30 protein-coding genes and 1 pseudogene are annotated in these 22600 nt (G+C 45.8%); 25 read left to right on the top strand and 6 right to left on the bottom strand.

Annotated features, from left to right (window positions below):
* Window positions 1–84: 84 nt before the first annotated feature.
* Window positions 85–822, top strand: coding sequence for a rhomboid family intramembrane serine protease (locus BST85_RS08665; RefSeq protein ID WP_104812881.1), 738 nt, complete (start codon window positions 85–87; stop codon window positions 820–822).
* Here BST85_RS08665 and rlmB read toward each other — a convergent pair.
* From rlmB to BST85_RS08635, 6 genes are all read right to left on the bottom strand, one after another.
* The gene (rlmB, locus tag BST85_RS08660; RefSeq protein WP_104812880.1) at window positions 817–1551 is read right to left on the bottom strand and encodes a 23S rRNA (guanosine(2251)-2'-O)-methyltransferase RlmB; all 735 of its coding nucleotides are present in this window, start codon (window positions 1549–1551) and stop codon (window positions 817–819) included. The genes BST85_RS08665 and rlmB overlap by 6 nt on opposite strands.
* Before the next feature lie 4 nt (window positions 1552–1555).
* Window positions 1556–2296, bottom strand: a complete 741-nt coding sequence (locus tag BST85_RS08655; RefSeq protein ID WP_104812879.1) for a DUF6503 family protein — start codon at window positions 2294–2296, stop codon at window positions 1556–1558.
* A gap of 75 nt (window positions 2297–2371) precedes the next feature.
* A complete protein-coding gene (locus BST85_RS08650) occupies window positions 2372–3334 on the bottom strand; it encodes a hypothetical protein (RefSeq protein ID WP_146090689.1) in 963 nt (320 codons plus the stop codon).
* Between the two features lie 10 nt (window positions 3335–3344).
* Window positions 3345–5021 (bottom strand): SusD/RagB family nutrient-binding outer membrane lipoprotein, encoded by a 1677-nt coding sequence (locus BST85_RS08645; RefSeq protein WP_104812877.1) that lies wholly within the window; start codon window positions 5019–5021, stop codon window positions 3345–3347.
* An 18-nt stretch (window positions 5022–5039) separates the two neighbouring features.
* The gene (locus tag BST85_RS08640) at window positions 5040–8306 is read right to left on the bottom strand and encodes a SusC/RagA family TonB-linked outer membrane protein (RefSeq protein ID WP_104812876.1); all 3267 of its coding nucleotides are present in this window, start codon (window positions 8304–8306) and stop codon (window positions 5040–5042) included.
* 120 nt (window positions 8307–8426) lie between these two features.
* Window positions 8427–10064 (bottom strand): BamA/TamA family outer membrane protein, encoded by a 1638-nt coding sequence (locus BST85_RS08635; protein ID WP_181039994.1) that lies wholly within the window; start codon window positions 10062–10064, stop codon window positions 8427–8429.
* Window positions 10065–10309: 245 nt separating this feature from the next.
* Here BST85_RS08635 and rpsL point away from each other — a divergent pair, with 245 nt between their 5' ends.
* The 24 genes and pseudogenes from rpsL to rplO all read left to right on the top strand — a co-directional run bounded on the left by rpsL (window position 10310) and on the right by rplO (window position 22600).
* Window positions 10310–10684: a 30S ribosomal protein S12 gene (rpsL, locus tag BST85_RS08630; protein WP_104812874.1), complete on the top strand. Its 375-nt coding sequence runs from the start codon at window positions 10310–10312 to the stop codon at window positions 10682–10684.
* Between the two features lie 20 nt (window positions 10685–10704).
* Complete coding sequence (gene rpsG, locus BST85_RS08625) at window positions 10705–11181, top strand: 30S ribosomal protein S7 (RefSeq protein ID WP_104812873.1); 477 nt, start codon at window positions 10705–10707, stop codon at window positions 11179–11181.
* A 6-nt stretch (window positions 11182–11187) separates the two neighbouring features.
* Window positions 11188–13320: an elongation factor G gene (fusA, locus tag BST85_RS08620; protein WP_104812872.1), complete on the top strand. Its 2133-nt coding sequence runs from the start codon at window positions 11188–11190 to the stop codon at window positions 13318–13320.
* A gap of 11 nt (window positions 13321–13331) precedes the next feature.
* Complete coding sequence (rpsJ, locus tag BST85_RS08615) at window positions 13332–13637, top strand: 30S ribosomal protein S10 (protein ID WP_010181931.1); 306 nt, start codon at window positions 13332–13334, stop codon at window positions 13635–13637.
* A 160-nt stretch (window positions 13638–13797) separates the two neighbouring features.
* A pseudogene (rplC, locus tag BST85_RS08610) lies at window positions 13798–14408 on the top strand (50S ribosomal protein L3).
* Entirely contained in the window at window positions 14408–15037 is a 630-nt protein-coding gene (gene rplD / locus BST85_RS08605; RefSeq protein ID WP_104812871.1) for a 50S ribosomal protein L4, read from the top strand. Before rplC ends, rplD begins: the two are co-directional and overlap by 1 nt.
* A gap of 7 nt (window positions 15038–15044) precedes the next feature.
* A complete protein-coding gene (gene rplW / locus BST85_RS08600; RefSeq protein ID WP_104812870.1) occupies window positions 15045–15335 on the top strand; it encodes a 50S ribosomal protein L23 in 291 nt (96 codons plus the stop codon).
* 28 nt (window positions 15336–15363) lie between these two features.
* On the top strand, window positions 15364–16188 hold the full coding sequence (rplB, locus tag BST85_RS08595; RefSeq protein WP_104812869.1) for a 50S ribosomal protein L2: 825 nt from the start codon (window positions 15364–15366) through the stop codon (window positions 16186–16188).
* A gap of 3 nt (window positions 16189–16191) precedes the next feature.
* Entirely contained in the window at window positions 16192–16470 is a 279-nt protein-coding gene (gene rpsS / locus BST85_RS08590) for a 30S ribosomal protein S19 (protein WP_104812868.1), read from the top strand.
* 3 nt (window positions 16471–16473) lie between these two features.
* Window positions 16474–16881, top strand: a complete 408-nt coding sequence (gene rplV / locus BST85_RS08585) for a 50S ribosomal protein L22 (RefSeq protein WP_104812867.1) — start codon at window positions 16474–16476, stop codon at window positions 16879–16881.
* 7 nt (window positions 16882–16888) lie between these two features.
* The gene (gene rpsC / locus BST85_RS08580) at window positions 16889–17617 is read left to right on the top strand and encodes a 30S ribosomal protein S3 (RefSeq protein ID WP_104812866.1); all 729 of its coding nucleotides are present in this window, start codon (window positions 16889–16891) and stop codon (window positions 17615–17617) included.
* Window positions 17618–17637: 20 nt separating this feature from the next.
* Window positions 17638–18057, top strand: a complete 420-nt coding sequence (gene rplP / locus BST85_RS08575; protein WP_104812865.1) for a 50S ribosomal protein L16 — start codon at window positions 17638–17640, stop codon at window positions 18055–18057.
* A gap of 18 nt (window positions 18058–18075) precedes the next feature.
* The gene (rpmC, locus tag BST85_RS08570; protein WP_104813964.1) at window positions 18076–18267 is read left to right on the top strand and encodes a 50S ribosomal protein L29; all 192 of its coding nucleotides are present in this window, start codon (window positions 18076–18078) and stop codon (window positions 18265–18267) included.
* A 17-nt stretch (window positions 18268–18284) separates the two neighbouring features.
* On the top strand, window positions 18285–18542 hold the full coding sequence (gene rpsQ, locus BST85_RS08565; RefSeq protein ID WP_104812864.1) for a 30S ribosomal protein S17: 258 nt from the start codon (window positions 18285–18287) through the stop codon (window positions 18540–18542).
* 2 nt (window positions 18543–18544) lie between these two features.
* Window positions 18545–18913 carry a 50S ribosomal protein L14 gene (gene rplN, locus BST85_RS08560; protein ID WP_104812863.1) on the top strand — a complete coding sequence of 123 codons (369 nt, stop codon included), beginning with the start codon at window positions 18545–18547 and terminating at the stop codon, window positions 18911–18913.
* A gap of 12 nt (window positions 18914–18925) precedes the next feature.
* Window positions 18926–19240, top strand: coding sequence for a 50S ribosomal protein L24 (gene rplX, locus BST85_RS08555; protein ID WP_104812862.1), 315 nt, complete (start codon window positions 18926–18928; stop codon window positions 19238–19240).
* Window positions 19241–19242: 2 nt separating this feature from the next.
* Window positions 19243–19794: a 50S ribosomal protein L5 gene (gene rplE, locus BST85_RS08550; protein WP_104812861.1), complete on the top strand. Its 552-nt coding sequence runs from the start codon at window positions 19243–19245 to the stop codon at window positions 19792–19794.
* Window position 19795: 1 nt separating this feature from the next.
* On the top strand, window positions 19796–20065 hold the full coding sequence (rpsN, locus tag BST85_RS08545; RefSeq protein WP_104812860.1) for a 30S ribosomal protein S14: 270 nt from the start codon (window positions 19796–19798) through the stop codon (window positions 20063–20065).
* Window positions 20066–20085: 20 nt separating this feature from the next.
* A complete protein-coding gene (gene rpsH, locus BST85_RS08540; RefSeq protein WP_104812859.1) occupies window positions 20086–20487 on the top strand; it encodes a 30S ribosomal protein S8 in 402 nt (133 codons plus the stop codon).
* Between the two features lie 17 nt (window positions 20488–20504).
* Complete coding sequence (rplF, locus tag BST85_RS08535) at window positions 20505–21047, top strand: 50S ribosomal protein L6 (RefSeq protein ID WP_104812858.1); 543 nt, start codon at window positions 20505–20507, stop codon at window positions 21045–21047.
* Window positions 21048–21058: 11 nt separating this feature from the next.
* Window positions 21059–21415: a 50S ribosomal protein L18 gene (rplR, locus tag BST85_RS08530; RefSeq protein ID WP_104812857.1), complete on the top strand. Its 357-nt coding sequence runs from the start codon at window positions 21059–21061 to the stop codon at window positions 21413–21415.
* 5 nt (window positions 21416–21420) lie between these two features.
* On the top strand, window positions 21421–21945 hold the full coding sequence (rpsE, locus tag BST85_RS08525) for a 30S ribosomal protein S5 (RefSeq protein ID WP_104812856.1): 525 nt from the start codon (window positions 21421–21423) through the stop codon (window positions 21943–21945).
* Window positions 21946–21958: 13 nt separating this feature from the next.
* A complete protein-coding gene (gene rpmD / locus BST85_RS08520; RefSeq protein WP_219842117.1) occupies window positions 21959–22138 on the top strand; it encodes a 50S ribosomal protein L30 in 180 nt (59 codons plus the stop codon).
* Between the two features lie 9 nt (window positions 22139–22147).
* The gene (rplO, locus tag BST85_RS08515; RefSeq protein ID WP_104812854.1) at window positions 22148–22600 is read left to right on the top strand and encodes a 50S ribosomal protein L15; all 453 of its coding nucleotides are present in this window, start codon (window positions 22148–22150) and stop codon (window positions 22598–22600) included.

Below are 22600 nucleotides of genomic sequence, written 5' to 3'. Positions count from 1 at the left end.
ACTAAAAGTACGATTTCGGTTATTCATCAACTGACAAATCTGCACAAATTTGTAAAAGGGAGTAATTTTTGAGAGGTTTGAGTTATGACCAAGACTGTGAAACTTGTCTTTAGCCTGGATGTATTGGTATATCCTCTCTTATTCGTGCTCTCCCTGTGGTTGGTTTTCTGGGTAGAGGTTCGGTTTGGTGTCAATTTTAACCGTTACGGGATCTATCCGCTGCACGCTGAAGGTCTGATCGGTATCTTAACAGGTCCATTTATACACAGTGGCTTGGAACACCTGTTTAATAATTCAGTACCCCTATTGGTGTTGAGCATGGGCTTGTTCTATTTCTACCGGTCTATTCGTTGGCGGGTTGTAATTTTGGGCGTGCTATTAACAGGATTGATGACTTGGCTTATCGGGCGCCCTGCCATGCACATAGGCGCTAGTGGGGTAGTGTATATGCTCACTTCATTTCTATTCTTCAAGGGAGCATTTTCCAGGCACTACAGGCTCATGGCTATTGCCCTGATCGTAGTGTTTCTCTATGGCGGTTTTATCTGGTATCTCTTTCCTATAGATCCTAAGATCTCCTGGGAAGGCCATATTTCGGGTTTTGCTGTTGGTTTGGTACTCGCATTGCTATTGCGACCAAAGAAGCCTCCTGTGGCTCGATATGCGTGGGAATCGCCTAATTACAATCCTGATGATGACGAATTCATGCAGCAATTTGACGATGATGGTAATTTTATTGGAGATTTACCAAAAGAAGAGCAAGCAGAGGAAGAACCGATTAAGATCATTTATCGCTTTCGCTCCCGAAAGGACGATCTATAGTCTTTGGCGTACGATCTCGTACAAACACACTCCACAGGCAACGGATACATTTAAGGAATTGATCTTGCCCAGCATCGGTAGTTTTACTTGCGTATCTACTATCTTCAGAACAGAAGGGGCAATACCTCTGCCCTCAGAACCCATGATCAAGGCCACGGACCCGCTAAGGTCTTCTGTGTAGATATCTTGCTGCGCTTTTTCCGTTGCAGCAAGGGTTGTAAACCCAGATCCTTGTAAGTAGTAGATGGCGTCTTTGATGTGGTCTACCTTGCAGATAGGGACGTTGAAAACTGCTCCTGCAGAGGTTTTAACGGTGTCCCCACTTACCGGAGCACCACTTTTCTTTTGGATGATGATCCCGTCCACCCCAGTAGATTCAGCTGTTCTGATAATCGCACCAAAATTTCTAACATCCGTTATTTGATCCAACACCAGGATCAGCCCCGGAGTGGGTTTTTCCAAGCTGTTTTCTACCAGGTCGTCCAGGGAGATAAAAGAAATAGGAGAGAGGGTCGCTACCACACCTTGGTGATTGGAGCGAGTTAATCTGTCCAATTTTTCCACTGGAACTTCCACTACGGTAGTATCACTTTCCTGGACCAACTGCAGTATCTGATCGATCTTCGGGTTTTGACTGTCCTTGATCACATACAGCTTGTCCAAGGACTTACCGGACTTGATTGCCTCTATTACCGGGTATATTCCAAAAACAGTGAATTCTCTTTTCATAGGCTTAGGGATAGATCACTTCTATGTCTTTTAGGTTGATCTGGTCCAGTTCTCGGAGATCCGCCAGCTCAAATCGTTGGTACATCTTATCCAGTTCAACACTGTCCTTTCTGGCAAAGGAATAGTAATCAGCGAATAGCAGTCCGTTGACTTCCTGAAAGTTGAAATATCGTTTAAATTGGGGATAACCTCCGGTAACTTCAAGTTGCTCTGCGGTATAGTTGATCCTATAGGTCTCTGGGTCGAGGTAGAGATAAAGGATATCCTGATCCTGATCCTCGATTTTCAACCATTTGGCCTCTACAACCAGTTGAGGTTTGTTCCTGATTGTCACATCTGCCATCCTTGTTAGTGTGATAGCATTTTGAATCAAAATGTGAGGAATTGAATTCATATAGGTGAATCCGTCTAATTTTCCCCTCAATATTCTAAGATTGTAGGTGCCTAATTCCTGCAGCTCGCCATCAACATAATATTCCAAAAGCCCGTTCTGATACCTTCCTACCAAATCCATGGAGTCCTTAAGTCGGCTTACAGTGAAATCGGTAATGTGATCCTTTCTGATCAAATTGTATTTGAGATCATCTACTTCAAACGATACAACAGAGTTAAAAAATGCTTCACCCCCATACGATTCGATGGAACGTTCGATGATCTGTTGTGCACTGATCTCATTTTTGTGTTCTTGTCCGCACGCGATAAGTAAACTAGAAATTAAAATAAAGAGTAAGTTCTTCAAGCGCATAATTGATGATTGGGGCAAAACTACAAAATAAAAAAGCCGTCCCGAAGGACGGCTTTCTTAATCTGTGCAAGATTATTATTGCTTAGTGAAAGTTGCTGTAACATCTTTTGGTCCTTCCCCACAATCACTTTGAGTGTTGTCGGTAAAGATGATAGAGAATACAGAGTCATCACCTGTTGTATAACTACCTTGGTCTCCACTTGGGGCTGGTCCGATGGTCAGACCGGTTCCGCAAGTCAGGTTGGTCGATTGACCAGCTGGCACTACAGTAGCATTACAAACGAAGTTCAATATGAAGGTGTCTGCGGGTTGTCCAACTCCTGCATCTGGCAAGAAGATGAAGTCGAATTGACGTTCTACAGAAGTCTCACCCAATACCAGAGTTACTGTTCCTCCTTCTTCGAATACATTGAATCCAAGTACACCGGCACTGTTGTTCACCACTGTGTAGTCTCCAACAAATTCCTCGGCCAATACTGGACATACTACTGGAGTAGTGTACTGGAAAGGAGAGTTAAAGAATCCACCGGTAATAATACCACCAGCGTTATCTACAGAGAAACGACGACCGTCGGTCAGGAATACTTCCAGACGAGTGGTGAAGGTATCCCCACCAAAGATCTGCTCAGAAGTAAGTCCTGTAGTTGCCAGGAAATCGGCAGCTGTGATAGTCAGGGTAAATCGAGGGAGTCCAAAAGGTCCTTCGGTAAACTGACCAGCAGCAACGTTACCATAGAATTTCTCTTCCTGAGTTCCGCCGGAATCTCCTTCATCTGGAGAGTTGTCAGCGTACTTGATGTAAATGTCCATGCTTTCCAACAGGGCTCCATCTTGATTGTCCTGGTATTCCAGTTCGATAGAGAAGGAAGCATCGTCATTACCGATCGGCAATTCGTTGGAGATGGTTTGGATACCGCGAAGTACGGCACCGCTGCTTACTCCATCAAACACTTGGTCGATTGTGTTATCTTCTTCGGTACAGGATGTGGCAAACAAGGCTGCCGCAATCAGACCAAAAACTTTATATCTCGTTTTCATATTATTTTTTTTAGTTAGCTGGCGGGAACGCAGGTCCTGCTGGTTTTGTGTCCCAGAAGACTTGAGTAGCGTTGTCCTGACGCTGAGTAATATTCGGGTTAGCAACTACTTCAACAGAAGGGTAAAGGAATGTTCTTGGGAACACACCCGGGTTAGGCTCTAAGTTCGGCTTAACCGTTGTTGGATAACCAGTTCTTCTGTAGAAGTTATAGGCATCACTACCACCACCGTACATGGTGATGAAGTACTGCTCTGCTAGTACGTTCCAGCTATCGTCTGAGGTATTAGTAATCTGAGACGTTATGCTGTCAATGTAGTCATTGATGTCACCTTGAGAAGGCTCAAATGAGGTATCACGAGATCCATCCAGGGCACCAAAAGAGGTAACCTTGTCCATGGACTTGTTCATACCTGCGTCTACAAAGTCGCGAGCACCACCAACGTTACCGGCAGAAAGAGCTACTTCAGCTCTCCAGAAGTCTACGTAAGAAGCCAGGATGATTGGCTCGATACCTTCTCCGACACCACCTACGTCTTGATTCAGACCGGCGAAACGATCATCGTCAAACAATCCGGCAGCAGGATATACACCTACGGCAGTTCTCAGGAAGTTATCCGGAGGAGTACCGTCGTCATCACCGTGGTCACGACCCCAGTATCCATCCTCTAACCAACAGTAGCTTACGCCACCAGCGATATAGTGAGGAGGAGGAGTTTCCAGGGAACAAGACAGGAACTGTCCGTCACCATCAGGGTCACAAGAGGCACCTGGAGTACAGTCAGCCTGACGGAAATAGTAGTAACGCATCCGTGGATCGTCATCGCTACCGTCCGTTTTATCTGCACCTTGCATGGTTTCCATCAGCCAGTTAGACTGATAGATGTTGGCACCAGAAGTGGTGTAATCAGCGTTATAATCTGGGTGACGTGTATTCGGGTTCAACAGCTGAGTACCGTAGTTGAACTGGAAGTCGTCAGCAGAGTTATTGATGAATCCACCTTCAGAGACCAGACCGGTAAAGCGGCTGAAGTCTCCTGTAGTAAGTGCATGACGCATTTTCAGAGTCTGAACCAGTCTTCTCCACTTGTTGTTATCTCCATCGTAGAAGAAGTCGATCACAGAGTCAGGAGCATCAGATCCGAAATCAGCGAAGTAAGAATCAGCCTCGAACAGCAAAGCCAGAGCTACAGCGTAAACAGACGCATCATCATCTACACTTGGGTTCGGGAACTCAAGTGGGTTCAGTGCCTCAGACCATGGGATATCTCCCAGGAAGTCTACAAGCAACATCAGATGGTGAGCCTGCAGGGTCTTGGAAACTCCAAGATGGAAACGCAGGTCCTGATCCTCTCCTTCGTTAAGAGCTGCGATCACATTGATGTCAGCACTCATACCTGAGTAGAACCGGTTCCAGGTTCCGTCCAGGGCAGAAGAGTTGTACATGGCGAAATAATCACGTCCACCTACATAGTCGATCCGAGCTAACTCAGAACTACGATCGTTCAATGTACCTAAGCTAGTGACATAGGCACGCTGAATAGAATTCAGCAACAAGTTTGGATCTGCCTGATCATCAGACAGGGCATTGGGGTTGTCCAACAACTCCAGCTCGGTAGTCTCACATGAATAAAAGACCGCACCGCTCGAGATCAATGCCAGAACTAAAAATTTATATATAGTTTTCATAAGAATTTTTGTTTGTAATTAGAACGACGCCTTGATGCTCATACCCCATCTTCTGGAACTAGGTCCGTTGATGTAGTCGAATCCTCTACCATTACCAATACCTACACCAGCTACGTTAGGATCGAAGTTAGCACCATCAGGTGTGTTGTAAGCATCGTACCACAGGTTGAATCCACTAGCAGTAATAGATACTGATCCAAATGGAGTCTTGTCCAGATAACGTTTAGGTACAGTGTATCCAAGAGAGATCTCTTGCAGGCGGATCACAGAACCATCATATACTTGCAGCTCTTTTGGTCCAAACAGAACGTTAGAGAAGTAGTACTGAGAGTTGTTGATCTGAATATCGTTAGGCTGTCCATTGTCCTGACGTACACCAGGAAGAATGAATGTGTTCTTACGATCGGCAGTCTCTTCGATCAAACCACGTCCAAGAAGTACAGCAATCGTTGAACTGGCGATGTCACCACCAGAAGTGTGGCTGACCTGGAAGTTCAGATTGAAGTTCTTGTAAGAGAACGAGTTGATGAAGTTCATCACGTAATCAGGGTTCGGATTACCGATGATTGGAGTGATCTGACGACCATCGTCCAAAGTAACCTGAGATTCAGTAACATAGTTACCGGCACTATTTACCACGAAGTTTCCGTTTTCGTCGCGTAGTACGCGGTCTCCAACGATAACCCCTAATTGCTCTCCTTCGATTGCGGCATTCGCACCTAGGAAAGAGGCAGTAGATCCGGCAAATAAGATTTGATCCTCATCTTGCTCAGTTACGATCTGCTCACTCTTAGTGAAGTTCACTCGAGAGTTCCACGCGAAGTCTCCTTCGTTCTCTGCTCTAAAGAAATCGACGCTCAAGTCAGCTTCGAATCCGTCACCTTCTACTTTACCAATATTGTCTTGAGTATTGGTAAATCCGGTTGATGGAGAAAGCGGCTTGTTAACGATCAAGTCCTTGGTCTGACGATCGAAGTAAGAGAAGTTCAGTGTAATTCTGTTATCCCATACTCGAGTATCGAAACCAACTTCGAACTCGGAAATAAGTTCTGGCTTCAGATCAGGGTTAGCCTGGAAGTTTGAAACTGCGTTAGTAGTTACACCTCCGATGGCACCACCATTTACGTTAGTGTTCTGAGCAACAGTGTTTACAACTGGGAATCCAGTTGGGAAGTTAGCAGACTGTCCTAAACCGGCACGAATCTTCAGGTAGTTGAACCCGTTAGATCGGATGGATGGGAAAGCCTGAGTTGGAATGAACGATCCAGAGATACTTGGATAGAACTTACTGTTGTTCTCAGTTGGTAGGTTAGAAACCCAGTCATTACGTCCAGACAGTGTCAAGAAAGCGTAATCTCTAAAGTCGATCAAAGCTTCACCAAATACCCCGATAATGTTACGGTAAGTAGTGAATTGGATTGGTTGCTGAGTCAAGAAGTTGAAGTGACGTAATACGCCAAATACAATCTGTCCGTCAGACTGAACCCCTTGCTGATCGAACTCTCTCGAACGGCTAGTAGCACCAGCTGTGAAAGAAAGACCGAAATCGCTTGTCAGGTCGTAGTCACCTCCTACAGATAGGTAGTGATCCCAGATCCTTACATTGTTATCATAAGTGATATACTGTCCGTTGATCGCTTGGTTGAAGTTAACCCCGTTCTTGTTTACATACTGCGTGTTACGCTCGTTGTAGAAGTCGATACCAGCACGGTAAAGAACGTTCAGGTTATCAGTGATATCATATTGTAGCTGAGCAGTACCGAATACACGGTTTGTCAACTGACGGCTTCCAGCATTCTTAACTGACCAACGAGGGTTGATGATGTCGTTACCGTTTCGGTAATAGATGGAACCACCGTTTTCTGGAATTTCGAACTCAAGACCCATCAGGTCAACAGAACGAGGAGTAAAGAATACGTTCGCAAATGTTGAGAAACCAAGTGTACCGTTACCTCGAGAGGCCGCTACTGGAGGAGACTTAACATCGTTACGAGAGAAATTCAAAGTAGCCTGAGCTGTAAATTTGTTGGACAGTTGTGCACGTCCACCAACAGCCAATGTGTTACGTCGAATTCCGTTACCTGGAGTAAATCCTTCTTCGTCCAGGTGACCGTAGTTCACGTTAAAGGCCACTTTACCATCTTCTGAGTTACCTCGGATGTTGATAGAAGTGTTGCTAACCGCACCAGTCCTGAAGAAGTTCTCAACACTGTTGTATGGTTGGTAAGGATAACGTGCTCCGGAGTATTTGTTCTTCAATTCGTTGTTACCACCGTTGAAGTTGTTCAGGAAGGCCGAAGTATCATATGGGTGAGCCAAAGTTCCATTCCCATCAATCAGTCCGGCTGGGTCATTAAGGTATCCGTCCACTCCGTTAGGAGAGAAGTTTGGACCCCAGTTAGAGAAGAACCATCCGAAAGACTGGTCGAAACCGTTACCGTAGTCATCCTGATAATCAGGAAGAGATGCGATCTCGTTGAAGAAGAATGATTGGCTAACTGTAATTTCGGTCTTCTTCACTGAGGCAGTTGCTCCTCCACCACCAGACTTGGTGGTGATAACGATTACCCCGTTACGTCCGGCAGTACCATAAAGTGTAGCAGCAGCCAGACCTTTCAATACGTTAACACTTTCAATGTTGTTTGGATCAAGATCCAGGAAACGGGAAGACCCCACGTTTCCATCAAGGAAGTTACCTTGTGCGTTAGTATCACTGGAGAATGGAACACCATCCACAATGAATAACGCCTGGTTACTACCGGTAATGGAGCTATAACCACGAATAACTACATTGGTAGCAGAACCTGACGTACCACCCTGTGAAGTGATCTGTACCCCTGAAGCTTTACCCGAAAGTACCCGGGCAACATCTCCCTCTGTTCTTTGCTCGATGTCCTCGGCTTCTACGGTGCTTACCGCATAACCAAGGGCCTTAGCCTCTTTCTTAATACCCTGTGCAGTTACAACTACCTCATCCAGCTCGGCAGCATCCTCTTGCATTTGGATGCTAATGTTGCTGGCTGCGGCAGTTACAGCCTGCTCCACGGTAGTGAAGCCAACGTAAGAAAATACAAGCGACTGTCCCACACTGGCCTGGATGGAGTAATTTCCATCAAAGTCAGATTGTGTTCCATTACTCGTGCCTTTTACGATAATGTTAACTCCGGGAAGGGGCAGGCCTGAATTATCAGTCACCGTACCGGAGATAGTTTTTTCTTGTGCGAACGTCAGTTGCACGACAAACGCCAATAATAGCGTTAAAATTCCACTAAACTTTGTTCTCATTTTTATAAATTATTTGAATTAGCCATTGCCAAAAATCACAATAAAAAGTTAAATACACAACTTTTTAAACTTAAAATTTGGTTTTTTTTTACCAAAACGTTAAGCTATTGTTAGGCTCAGCTAGAATCTGGAAGACAGGCTTAAGTGAATTTTTGTGTTCGAAAATTTGAAGTTTTGGGACTCCGAATTTCCGTTTGCAATGTTCAATTTGAACACTCCTGCTTGAGTAGAAAATCCAATTCCCAATCCGAAGCTGTATAACTTTTCCTTCAAGTTAAGCGGACTGTTCTCAAAATATCCCAAATCGATAATGCTATGGGCGTATAGACCGGAATTGAATTGGTAACGATATTCCGTGTTTAAGACAGAGTAGAATTGTGCATCGATGGAGTTCTCATTGAATCCACGTATGCTGTTGATCCCGCCAAAGCGATACAGTTCATTGATTAGGTAGTCCTCGCTTTGTATGTAGCGGGTTTCATTTCTGAGGTAAATGGAATTCCGCAAATTGAGGTTGAAGATATGATGGGCGTAGATCGCTATCTTATACTGGTCGTCATTCAAGGTGTCTGTTTCCCGTTTTCCCCATTCGGAATCTATAGTGGCCAATGTTTTAATTGGAAATAAGATGTTGTCCTGGTTATCTATGTAACGAATACCGGCTGTGAAGAAGGCAGCGTCATAGTCTGCTACATCCTGAACCAAGGATTCATCCTGTCTAAGATTGCTGGAGTTGTATCCCTTGTATCCCACGGAGCCGATCAGTTTGGGATCGAATTGGTAGGTTAGTCGTGCCTGTTGATCCGTGGTAGAAAAAGTAGAATCCCGTTTGAAGATTTTGAGTTCGAGTTCCACTCCCAATGGAGAGCGTAGTAGATAGGGCATGGCCAAAGCCACCCGGAAGTTTTGTTGCTCCCTGCCGTCCGCCTTGTAGTTGATTGAAAGTTGCTCACCGTAATTGAGGTTGTTGTTCAACTCTAAATTGAGGTAACCGTTAAATTCGAGATTACCGTCGTCTTCGTTGGTATTGAAACCTAGGATGCCATCAAAGAGATTGTTGTTGCGTTTTTCCAGATAGAGGTAGACCGTGGTTTGGTCCGGTTCAAAGAATACCTCCGGCGATCTGCTACTTCTGGCAAAGCCCAGGCTGTTGATATTGTTTGCCTGTTCCAGTAACCGGGCTTGATCAAAGACATCGCCAATTCTTATACCGGCGTAGTATCGAACAAAGGACGGGGGAAATTTTTCGTAGCCTCTTATCACCAGCGAGTCGATCGTTCTGCCTTGGGTGGATTCCAGGGAGAGGGAAGCTCGAAGAGAATTGTCTTCGGTCTTGCGTATATTCCTCAACTGGACCTTGGCGAATGGATCCCCCTTAGCCGATTGGATTCCAGTCAATGCCTGCAGGGTGGGCTCCAACTGTTCCACGGCCAGGATAAAATTATCATCCTCTACTTTTGGGATCAACCTGGCCAGGTCTTTTCTGTTCCAGTTCTCGGGATCATAGTCTATGCGGATAAGGGCGTAACGATCTCCTAGTTGGAAACTGATGGAATAGGTAGAATCGTTTACCTTAATATTAGTTGGCCTGGAGATGTCTATATACCCCTGCTTGCTCAGTAGGTTTTGCAGGCTGTCTGAAAATGTGGTCAGCTCAGAGAGGTCGCTTAGTCTAGTAGGAAGGACAAGCCGTTCTTTAACCACTGGGTCCAGGGGAGAGTCCGTGTCAATTTGCAAGGAGATCTGTTGTGCATTCACCCAACTAATTGCAAGTATATATATATTAAGGTACAAAAGTGACCTGATAGTTCTCTTCAAATCCTCAGAATTGGCGCTGTAAATCTAACGTTAGTTGGTCGTTTTTCATATCAAGTCATAAAATTCTCTTGTGATTCACTGATTTGGAAATTAGACCGTTTGATTTCTCCAATTTAATTTCTACCTTTGCACGCCCTTTTATAGGGGAAATTGTATTTATAAATTAAGTATAACGAGTATTTTATATGCCAACTATTTCACAATTAGTACGAAAAGGAAGAGCCAAAATAACCAAGAAGAGTAAATCGGCTGCTTTGGATTCGTGCCCGCAACGTCGCGGTGTTTGTACGCGTGTATATACCACTACTCCTAAGAAACCAAACTCGGCCATGCGTAAAGTGGCTCGTGTAAGGTTAACCAACGGGAAGGAAGTGAACGCATACATCGGAGGCGAAGGACACAATCTTCAAGAGCACTCGATAGTATTGGTTAGAGGTGGACGAGTGAAAGACTTGCCAGGAGTAAGATACCACATCGTACGCGGTGCATTGGATACCGCTGGTGTTGAGGGTCGTCTGCAAAGACGTTCCAAGTATGGTGCAAAACGTCCTAAAAAGTAATTCAGTCAAAGTAAGTTAAGATGAGAAAAAGACAAGCAAAAAAACGGCCGCTTTTACCGGACCCACGGTTTAACGATCAGCTGGTTACACGTTTTGTGAACAACCTGATGTGGGACGGAAAGAAATCTGTGGCCTTCAAAATATTCTACGATGCTATGGATATCGTAGAGGAGAAGAAACAAGATGAAGAAAAGTCGGCTCTGGAACTTTGGAAAGATGCACTTTCCAATGTAATGCCTCACGTAGAGGTACGAAGCCGTCGAGTTGGAGGGGCAACCTTCCAAATCCCAATGCAGATCCGCCCTGATCGCAAGATCTCTACTGCTATGAAATGGTTGATCAGTTACTCGCGCAAGCGTAATGAAAAGTCCATGGCTCAAAAACTAGCTGCAGAGATTCTTGCTGCTGCCAAGGAAGAAGGAGCTGCAGTGAAGAAACGAGTGGATACTCACAAGATGGCCGAGGCCAACAAAGCATTCTCACATTTCAGATTCTAATCAACCATGGCGCAAAGAGATTTAAAATATACCAGAAACATTGGAATTGCCGCGCACATTGATGCCGGTAAGACAACGACAACAGAGCGTGTCCTTTATTATACTGGGGTAAGCCACAAGATCGGGGAAGTACACGATGGAGCGGCTACTATGGACTGGATGGAGCAAGAACAGGAGCGTGGTATTACCATTACTTCTGCGGCTACTACCTGTACCTGGAATTTCCCAACGGAAAATGGTCAGCCAACAGCAGATGCTAAAGGTTACCACTTCAATATTATCGATACTCCTGGTCACGTAGACTTTACTGTGGAGGTTAACCGATCACTTCGTGTTTTGGACGGATTGGTTTTCTTGTTCAGTGCGGTGGACGGAGTTGAGCCTCAGTCAGAAACTAACTGGCGATTGGCGGACAACTACAAAGTGCCACGTATCGGATTTGTAAACAAAATGGACCGTCAGGGGTCTAACTTCCTGGCTGTTGCTCAGCAAGTTAAAGATATGTTGGGGTCCAATGCCGTGCCTATCGTATTGCCGATCGGTGAGGAAATGGATTTCAAAGGGATCATTGACCTGGTTAAAAACCGTGCCATCATCTGGCATGACGAGACCATGGGATCTACTTTCGATGTAGTAGAGATTCCTGAAGAGTTGAAAGCAGAAGCTGCCGAGTACCGCGAGAAGCTGATCGAGGAGGTTGCTGCATATGACGAGAACCTACTGGAGAAATTCATGGAAGATGAGAACTCCATCACTGAGGACGAGGTGCACGCTGCTCTTCGTGCTGCTGTGATGGACATGTCCATCATCCCAATGATCTGTGGTTCTGCGTTTAAGAACAAAGGGGTTCAGTTCCTACTGGATGCCGTATGTCGTTACCTGCCTTCTCCTGTAGATAAGGACGCTATCGTAGGTACCGATCCTGATACCGGAGACGAGATCGCCCGTAAGCCGGACACCAAAGAGCCTTTCTCTGCACTGGCCTTTAAGATCGCCACTGACCCGTTTGTTGGTCGTTTGGCTTTCTTCCGTGCTTATTCAGGACGTCTTGATGCCGGATCTTATGTATTGAACAACCGTTCTGGTAAGAAAGAACGTATCTCTAGAATCTATCAAATGCACTCCAACAAGCAGAATGCCATCGACTTTATCGAGGCAGGAGATATTGGAGCAGCGGTTGGATTTAAGGATATCAAGACCGGGGACACCCTCTCAGCAGAGAAGTCTCCGATCATCCTGGAATCTATGGACTTCCCTGATCCTGTGATCGGTATTGCCGTAGAACCAAAAACAAAAGCAGATGTTGACAAGCTTGGAATGGCCCTGGCCAAATTGGCCGAAGAGGATCCAACCTTCCAGGTTCGTACTGACGAAGCATCCGGACAAACAGTTATCTCTGGTATGGGAGAGCTGCACCTGGATATCATCGTTGATCGTCTGAAGCGTGAGTTCAAGGTTGAAGTTAACCAAGGACAGCCTCAGGTGGAGTACAAAGAAGCCATTACCCGCACTGCAGATCACCGCGAGGTGTACAAAAAGCAAACGGGTGGTCGTGGTAAGTTTGCCGATATCGTGTTTACACTAGGACCTGCTGACGAAGGTAAAGTTGGTCTAGAGTTTGTGAACGAGATCAAAGGAGGTAACATTCCTAAGGAATTCATCCCGTCTGTTGAGAAAGGATTCAGTGCCGCCATGAAGAATGGCCCATTGGCTGGTTTCGAAGTAGATAGCATGAAGGTTACCCTCAAGGATGGATCTTTCCACCCTGTGGATTCTGATCAGTTGTCTTTTGAGCTTGCTGCAAAATTAGGATTTAAAGCTGCCGCCAAGGCTGCAGGTGCCGTTATCATGGAGCCCATCATGAAACTGGAGGTAATTACTCCAGAAGAGAGCATGGGTGATATTGTAGGTGACCTGAACCGTCGACGTGGACAGGTAAATGATATGAGTGATCGTGCTGGTTCCAAAGTGGTAAAAGCATTGGTGCCACTATCCGAAATGTTCGGATATGTGACTACCCTGCGTACCCTTTCATCTGGACGAGCTACTTCTACCATGGAATTCTCGCACTACGCTGAGACTCCATCGAATATCTCGGAAGAGGTAGTAGCTGCTGCCCGAGGAACTGCTAACGTGTAATTTGTTAAGGAATGAGTCAAAAAATCAGAATAAAGCTTAAGTCGTACGATCACAACCTGGTAGACAAGTCTGCCGAGAAAATCGTGAAGACTGTAAAGAGTACAGGTGCAGTTGTAACCGGGCCGATCCCGTTACCAACTCACAAGAAGATCTTTACCGTGTTGCGTTCGCCACACGTGAACAAGAAGAGTCGTGAGCAATTCCAATTGAGCTCGTATAAGCGCTTGTTGGATATCTACTCTTCTTCTTCCAAGACCATTGACGCTCTGATGAAATTGGAGCTGCCATCTGGTGTTGAAGTAGAGATCAAGGTATAAGTATACTGCCACTGGAAAAGCCGGTGGTGACATGTCCGGAGCTGCGAGCGAAGGAAAAACGGAGCAAAATAATTTTCAGGGTTGAAGTTATTTTGACCCTGTTTTTTTGAGAAGCTCTCCGGTAAGAATAAGAACAATAACTATTAATTAAATAATAACTATGTCTGGGTTAATTGGAAGAAAGATAGGGATGACCAGCATCTTTGACGAGAACGGAAAGAACATTCCGTGTACCGTTATCGAAGCAGGCCCCTGTGTCGTTACCCAAGTCAGAACCAAAGAGGTTGACGGGTATGAAGCTCTTCAGCTTGGTTTCGATGACAAAAAGAAGGCAAATAAAGCGGATGAGGGCCACGCCAAGAAGGCTGGAACAACTGCTAAACGCCGTGTTGTTGAATTCCAAGGATTTGAAGAGGAGTATAAACTAGGTGATACTATCACTGTGGAGCACTTTGAAGAAGGCGAGTTCGTGGATGTTTCAGGAACAAGCAAAGGGAAAGGATTCCAAGGGGTAGTTAAGCGTCACGGTTTTGCCGGTGTGGGTCAGGCGACTCACGGTCAGCACAACCGATTGAGAGCACCTGGTTCCATTGGAGCCGCATCGTATCCAGCTCGAGTATTCAAGGGGATGCGCATGGCTGGTCAAATGGGGAATGAAAAAGTGAAAGTTCAAAACTTGCGCGTACTAAAAGTGGTTCCTGAGAAGAACCTGCTTGTTGTGAAAGGGCTGTTCCCGGTCACAAGAACGCCTATGTAACGATCGAGAAATAATGAAGGTAGCGGTTTTAGATAAAAACGGAAAAGATACCGGAAGGAAAGCAGAGCTTTCTAAAGCGGTATACGGGATCGAGCCTAACGATCATGCAGTTTACCTGGATGTAAAGCAGTACCTGGCCAATCAACGTCAAGGGACTCACAAGGCCAAGGAAAGAGGAGAGATCGTAGGATCCACTCGTAAGATCAAGCGTCAGAAAGGTACCGGTACAGCTCGTGCGGGTAGTATTAAGTCGCCTATCTTCAAAGGAGGTGGTCGTGTATTTGGACCACGCCCGAGAAATTACGGTTTCAAGCTGAACAAGAACCTGAAGCGTTTGGCTCGTCGTTCGGCCCTCAGTCAAAAGGCTAACGATAAGGCAATCATCGTGTTAGAGGACTTCCAAATGGAAGCTCCAAAAACCGCCGAGTTCAATTCTGTATTGAAATCCCTGGGGCTGGAGAACAAAAAGTCTCTGTTCGTGTTGGGTGACGCAAATAATAACGTATATTTGTCGTCGCGTAATTTGAAAGGTGCTGAAGTTGTAATGAACTCAGAATTAAGCACTTACAAAATTATGAACGCGAACAGCCTAGTGTTGTTCGAAGGTTCTTTGGAAGGAATTGAAGCAAACTTAAGTAAATAGAGACGAGATGAATATCTTAATTAAACCTATTATTACCGAGAAGGCCACCAGCGATGCCGAGCTGAATAACAAGTACGGCTTTGTGGTCAACCCGAAGGCGAATAAGATAGAAATCAAGAAAGCCGTAGAAGAGGCTTATGGAGTTTCTGTTACTGCAGTTCGCACAATGAATGTCCGCCCAGATCGTCGTGTTCGGTACACCCGAACCGGGATTCAAACTGGTAAAACAGCAGCTTACAAAAAAGCTATTGTACAGGTGGCGGAAGGTGATACAATTGATTTTTACAGTAACCTTTAAGCTGTTAACAGCCTAAAAGAGAAGACAAATGTCAGTAAGAAAATTAAAGCCGATCACCCCAGGACAGCGTTTTAGAGTTGTAAATGGATTTGACACCATCACAACTGATAAGCCGGAGAAGAGCTTGCTCGCTCCGAAAAAACGTTCAGGGGGAAGGAACAGTCAAGGAAGAATGACCATGCGCTACAAAGGTGGTGGTCATAAGCGTCGATACAGAATTATCGACTTCAAGCGCGATAAGCATGGAATCCCTGCTACCGTCGCAACAATCGAATACGATCCAAACCGAAGCGCGTTTATTGCTTTGGTCAACTACCAGGATGGAGATAAGCGATACATCATCGCTCAAAATGGACTACAGGTAGGTCAGAACATCGTTTCCGGGGAGAAAGTAGCTCCAGAGATCGGGAACGCCATGCCACTGGCCAACATCCCATTGGGTACTATCATTTCTTGTATAGAACTTCGACCAGGACAGGGAGCTGTCATGGCTCGAAGTGCTGGTGCGTTTGCCCAATTGATGGCCCGTGATGGAAAATACGCCACCGTGAAGTTACCTTCCGGTGAGACACGTTTGATCCTAACCACCTGTATGGCTTCTATCGGAGCTGTATCCAACAGTGACCACCAATTGCTTGTTAGCGGTAAGGCTGGTCGTTCTCGTTGGCTGGGTCGTCGTCCACGTACTCGTCCGGTTGTAATGAACCCTGTCGATCACCCAATGGGTGGTGGTGAAGGACGTGCTTCCGGAGGTCATCCAAGATCGAGAAACGGTGTGCCTGCTAAAGGTTACCGAACTCGTTCCAAGACAAAAGCGAGTAACAAGTACATTATAGAACGAAGAAAGAAATAAGCAATGGCAAGATCATTAAAAAAAGGACCATACGTTCACTATAAGCTGGAGAAGAAAGTCCAGGCCAATGTGGACTCGAACAAGAAGAGTGTGATCAAGACCTGGTCGCGTGCTTCTATGATCACTCCTGATTTTGTCGGGCAGACCATAGCCGTGCACAACGGTCGCCAGTTCGTACCGGTATACGTTACCGAGAACATGGTAGGTCACAAACTGGGAGAATTCTCACCTACACGATCATTCCGTGGTCACGCAGGTGCTAAAAACAAAGGTAAAAAGTAAGCCATGGGAGTTCGTAAACGAGAAAGAGCAGAACAGATCAAGGAGGCCAAGAAGACACAGTACATGGCCAAATTGAACAATTGCCCTACCTCTCCAAGAAAGATGCGCCTGGTTGCGGATCTGGTACGTGGTGAGAAGGTAGACAAGGCCTTGAATATTTTGCGATTCAGCAACAAAGAAGCTTCTATCCGTTTGGAGAAGTTGTTGCTTTCAGCGATCGCCAACTGGCAAGCCAAGAATGAGGATGCTTCGATCGAAGATGCTGATCTTTTTGTAAAAGAGATCCGCGTAGACGGTGGAACTATGCTGAAGAGACTTCAGACAGCACCTCAGGGACGGGCACACAGAATTAGAAAACGTTCCAACCATGTAACCTTGGTTCTTGGAGCTAACGATAACACACAAAGCTAGATTGTAAATGGGACAGAAGACAAATCCAATAGGAAATCGCCTTGGGATCATCAGAGGATGGGAATCCAACTGGTACGGAGGCAACGACTACGGTGATAAACTGGCCGAGGACGATAAAGTCCGAAAGTACATTCACGCTCGTCTGAGTAAAGCTAGTGTGTCTCGTGTGATCATTGAGCGTACGCTTAAGCTTGTAACCGTTACTATCACCACTGCGCGTCCAGGTATCATTATCGGGAAAGCCGGACAGGAGGTAGACAAGCTGAAAGAAGAGCTGAAGAAGATCACCGGGAAGGAAGTACAGATCAACATCCATGAGATCAAGCGCCCTGAGCTTGATGCGCACCTGGTAGCTGCCAGCATCGCCCGTCAGATCGAGAATCGAATCTCGTATCGTCGTGCGATTAAGATGGCTATCGCGGCTGCAATGCGTATGAACGCTGAAGGAATCAAAATTCAGATCTCCGGACGTTTGAATGGTGCTGAAATGGCACGGACCGAAGCCTATAAAGATGGACGAATTCCATTGTCTACTTTCCGGGCGGACATCGACTACGCTTTGGTAGAAGCTCACACGACCTATGGTCGCCTGGGTGTAAAAGTGTGGATCATGAAAGGTGAGGTTTACGGTAAGCGTGAGCTTTCTCCTTTGGTAGGTCTGGCTAATAAAAAAGGTGGAAAACGAACTTCTGGTGGTCGCGGTGCTGGTAAAGGCCCACGTCGTAACAGAAAGTAATCTTTTAAAGTAAACAGAAGATGTTACAACCAAAAAGAACGAAGTTCCGAAAGCAGCAAAAAGGCCGAATGAAAGGTAATGCCGGTCGCGGTAACCAACTGGCCTACGGAACCTTTGGTATCAAGTCATTAGACTCGAACTTTCTGACTTCACGTCAGATCGAGGCTGCTCGTATTGCAGCTACCCGATATATGAAAAGAGAAGGATCCCTGTGGATCATGATCTTCCCGGACAAACCCATCACCAAGAAACCATTGGAAGTACGTATGGGTAAAGGTAAAGGTGCCGTAGAATACTGGGCAGCTGTTGTAAAGCCTGGTCGGGTATTGTTTGAGATTTCTGGAGTGCCACAAGATGTAGCCAAAGAGGCCCTTCGACTGGCGGCCCAGAAACTTCCGGTAAAGACCAAATTCATCGTTTCAAACGATTATCAAGCTTAATTTTCAAAGGATAAGATGATGAAACAATCCGAAATAAAAGAAGCGACTACTGCAGATCTGCAGGAGCGTTTGAACGAATTGAATAAGTCGTATACCGACCTGAAGATAGCGCACGCCATTTCTCCATTGGAGAATCCAATTCAGCTGCGGGCTCAACGCAGAGCCATGGCGAGAATTGCGACCGAACTAACTAAAAGAGAAGTGCAATAATTGTACGTAGCCGAAAGATGGAAAAAAGAAATCTAAGAAAAGAGCGTATCGGGGTGGTAACCAGCAACAAGATGGAGAAATCTATCGTTGTTAGCGAGGTGAAGAAAGTAAAGCACCCGATGTACGGTAAGTTCGTTTTGAAAACGAAGAAATACGTAGCGCACGACGAAAAGAACGACTGCAACGAAGGGGATACTGTAAAGATCATGGAAACACGACCTATGAGTAAGACCAAGTGTTGGAGATTAGTAGAAATCATAGAAAGAGCTAAGTAATCATGGTACAGCAGGAATCTAGACTGAGAGTAGCAGACAACACCGGGGCCAAGGAAGTATTGACCATCCGTGTGTTGGGAGGAACTAAAAAACGCTATGCTTCAATCGGAGACAAAATTGTTGTTACCGTGAAAGAAGCCACACCAAACGGGACAGTTAAGAAAGGTACTGTTTCTACCGCCGTTGTTGTTCGCACGGTGAAGGAAGTACGTCGACCTGACGGATCTTATATCCGCTTTGACGACAACGCCTGTGTACTGTTGAACCCTCAGGGTGAGATGCGAGGAACCCGTGTTTTCGGACCGGTTGCCCGCGAATTGCGAGACAAGCAATTCATGAAGATTGTTTCACTGGCGCCCGAGGTGCTTTAATTGATAATTAAAATGGCAAAGCTTAAAATCAAATCTGGCGATACCGTTATCGTGACTGCAGGAGACCACAAAGGTTCCGAAGGTCGTGTGATGCGTGTTTTCCGCGAGGAGAACAAAGCCATCGTAGAGGGTGTCAACCTGGTGAAGAAACACCAGAAGCCAAGTGCAGCCAATCCTCAGGGAGGGATCAGCGAAAAAGAAGCTCCGATTCACGTTTCGAATCTGGCTTTGAAAGATCCTCAATCCGGTGAGGCTACCCGTGTGGGTTACCGCATGGAAGGAGAGAAGAAAGTACGATTTGCTAAGAAATCGAATCAAGTATTGTAGTTATGGGATATACACCAAGACTTAAGGACGAATACAAGGATAGGGTAATCAACGCCCTGACCGACGAGTACGGCTACAACAACGTGATGCAGGTTCCTAAATTGGAGCGTATCATCGTATCACGTGGAGTTGGTAACGCTGTCGCTGATAAGAAACTGATCGATTATTCTGTTGAGGAATTGACCAACATCACCGGGCAAAAAGCCATTCCAACGGTTTCTACCAAGGATGTCGCCAACTTTAAGCTACGTAAGGGAATGCCTATCGGAGCTAAAGTTACCCTGCGCGGAGAACGCATGTATGAATTCCTGGATCGATTGATCACCATCGCACTACCTCGAGTACGTGATTTCAACGGGATCAAGGCCACTGGTTTTGACGGACGTGGAAACTACTCATTGGGAGTGACCGAGCAGATCATTTTCCCAGAGATCAACATTGACAAGATCAAGAAGATCGAAGGAATGAATATCACTTTCGTCACCACAGCCAACACGGACAAGGAGGCGAAATCATTGTTAACAGAACTAGGATTACCTTTTAAAAAGAATTAAGATGGCTAAAGAATCAATGAAAGCCCGCGAGGTAAAGCGCGCAAAAATGGTCGCCAAATACGCTGAAAAGCGTAAGGCACTAAAAGAGGCCGGCGATTATGAAGCCCTGCAAAAACTTCCTAAGAATGCATCTCCTGTGCGTATGCACAACAGATGTAAGCTGACAGGACGTCCAAAGGGGTATATGCGTCAATTCGGAATTTCCCGAGTTACCTTCCGCGAGATGGCCAACCAAGGCTTAATTCCTGGAGTTAGAAAGGCAAGCTGGTAATAAATTAAAGAGAAGAGAAGATGACTACTGATCCAATTGCAGATTTTCTAACCAGAATCCGAAATGCAGCACAGGCGGGACACCGTGTAGTGGAGATCCCTGCCTCAAACCTGAAAAAGGAGATTACCAAGATCCTATTTGATCAAGGGTATGTCCTGAGTTATAAATTCAATGATGAAGATGGACCTCAAGGGACTATCAAAATCGCATTGAAGTACGACCGAATGACCAAAGAACCGGTTATTCGTAGAATTCAAAGAGTAAGTAAACCTGGTTTACGTAAATACTCTGCCTCCAACGAGATGCCTCGTGTCCTGAACGGACTGGGAATTGCCATCGTGTCCACTTCGGCCGGTGTAATGACCGGTAAGCAGGCCACAGCTCAAAAGGTTGGTGGAGAAGTATTGTGTTACGTTTACTAATATAATTAAGACGAGCAATGTCCAGAATAGGTAAAAGCCCAGTAGCGATTCCAGAGGGGGTTACTGTTGAGATCAACGACAACGTGATCACCGTAAAAGGAAAGCAAGGCGAGTTAACGCAGCAGTTTGATGCGGTTAGCGTAAAAGTAGAGGAAGGCAACGTAATCGTTGAGCGTCCTTCTGATGCCAAGGACCACCGCGCCAAGCACGGATTGTACCGTGCATTGATCAGCAACATGATCGAAGGTGTGTCCAAAGGTTGGACCAAGGAACTGGAATTGGTTGGGGTAGGTTATCGTGCCTCTAACCAAGGACAGAAATTGGATCTGGCCGTCGGTTTCTCTCACAACATTGTGTTGGATATCGCCCCAGAGGTGAAAGTAGAGACCGTCAGTGAAAAAGGTAAAAACCCTATTGTTAAACTAACTTCTCACGACAAGCAATTGGTAGGTCAAGTTGCTGCCAAGATCCGTAGCTTCCGTAAGCCAGAGCCTTACAAAGGAAAAGGAATCAAGTTTGTAGGAGAACAAATTAGAAGAAAAGCAGGTAAAACTGCTTAAGTCAGTAAGTTATGGCATTATCTAAAGAACAGAGAAGACAGCGCATCCACTACCGGATCCGTAAAACCGTTGCCGGTTCTGCCGAACGTCCTCGTTTGGCTGTGTTCCGATCGAACAAGGAAATCTATGCGCAACTGATCGACGACGTACGTGGTGTGACCATTACCGCTGCTTCTTCGAGAGATAAGGACATCGACGCGTCTAAAGTAAATAAGACTGAAGCGGCCAAATTGGTTGGTAAGTCCATTGCTGAAAAGGCGATCAAAGCCGGTGTAGACAGTGTTGCATTTGACCGTGGAGGTTATCTGTATCACGGAAGAGTAAAATCATTAGCAGAAGGTGCGCGTGAAGGCGGACTTAAATTCTAGTAAGTATGTATCAGGATTATAAAAACGTAGAAACAGTCAAACCCGGAGGTCTGGAATTAAAGGATCGCCTGGTTGGTGTACAACGGGTTACCAAGGTGACCAAAGGGGGTCGTGCCTTCGGATTTTCTGCTATTGTTGTTGTTGGTGACGAAAACGGTGTTGTTGGACAAGGACTAGGGAAGTCGAAAGATGTTGCCAGTGCCATTGCCAAGGCCATCGAAGATGCCAAGAAGAACCTGGTGCGTATCCCATTGAACAAAGCCACTTTGCCACACGAGCAAAAAGGTAAGTACGGTGGAGCCCGCGTAACATTACTTCCAGCTGCTCCCGGTACGGGGGTTATTGCCGGAGGTGCTGTACGTGCGGTACTGGAAGCAGTAGGAGTTCACGATGTATTATCTAAGTCTCAAGGGTCGTCCAACCCACACAATGTAGTAAAGGCAACTTTCGATGCCTTGTTGCAATTGCGTTCTGCCGAAATGGTGGCCAAGCAGCGTGGAATCTCCCTGGAGAAATTGTACAAAGGATAAAATACTGAAGAAGATGGCAAAAATTAAAGTAACCAAGGTACGCAGCGCGATCAATCGCCCGCAAAACCAAAAGAGAACGCTTGAGGCTCTTGGTCTTCGTAAGATCGGCCAGACCGTCGAGCACGAGGATACGCCAAACATTCTCGGTATGATCAAAAAAGTAAATCACCTGGTTTCTGTAGAGACCAATTAAGATAGAGCAATGGATCTAAGTAACTTAAAACCAGCCGAGGGATCGGTTAAGAACAAAGGAAAGCGCGTCGGTCGCGGACAGGGGTCCGGTAAAGGCGGTACGGCTACCCGAGGTCACAAAGGTGCTAAGTCACGTTCGGGTTATTCTAAGAAGTTAGGATTCGAAGGTGGTCAAATGCCATTGCAACGTCGTGTGCCTAAATTCGGTTTCAAGAACATTAACCGAAAAGAATACCAGGGAGTAAACCTGGATACCCTACAGAAATTGGTCGATGACAAGAAGATCAAGGATTCAGTTGACCTGAATACTATGATTGAGCTTAGATTGGCTGGAAAGAACGACCTGGTTAAGATACTAGGGCGTGGAGAACTTTCTGCCAAATTGAAAGTAACCGCACATAAATTTACTGCCTCAGCCCAAAAAGCTATCGAAGCTGCTGGTGGGGAAGTAGTAACTATTTAA

The sequence above is a fragment of the Aureitalea marina genome, assembly GCF_002943755.1.
Taxonomy (GTDB): Bacteria; Bacteroidota; Bacteroidia; order Flavobacteriales; family Flavobacteriaceae; genus Aureitalea; species Aureitalea marina.
Note: the sequence above shows the minus strand (reverse complement) of the source record. Positions and strands in the feature narration are given on the sequence as shown.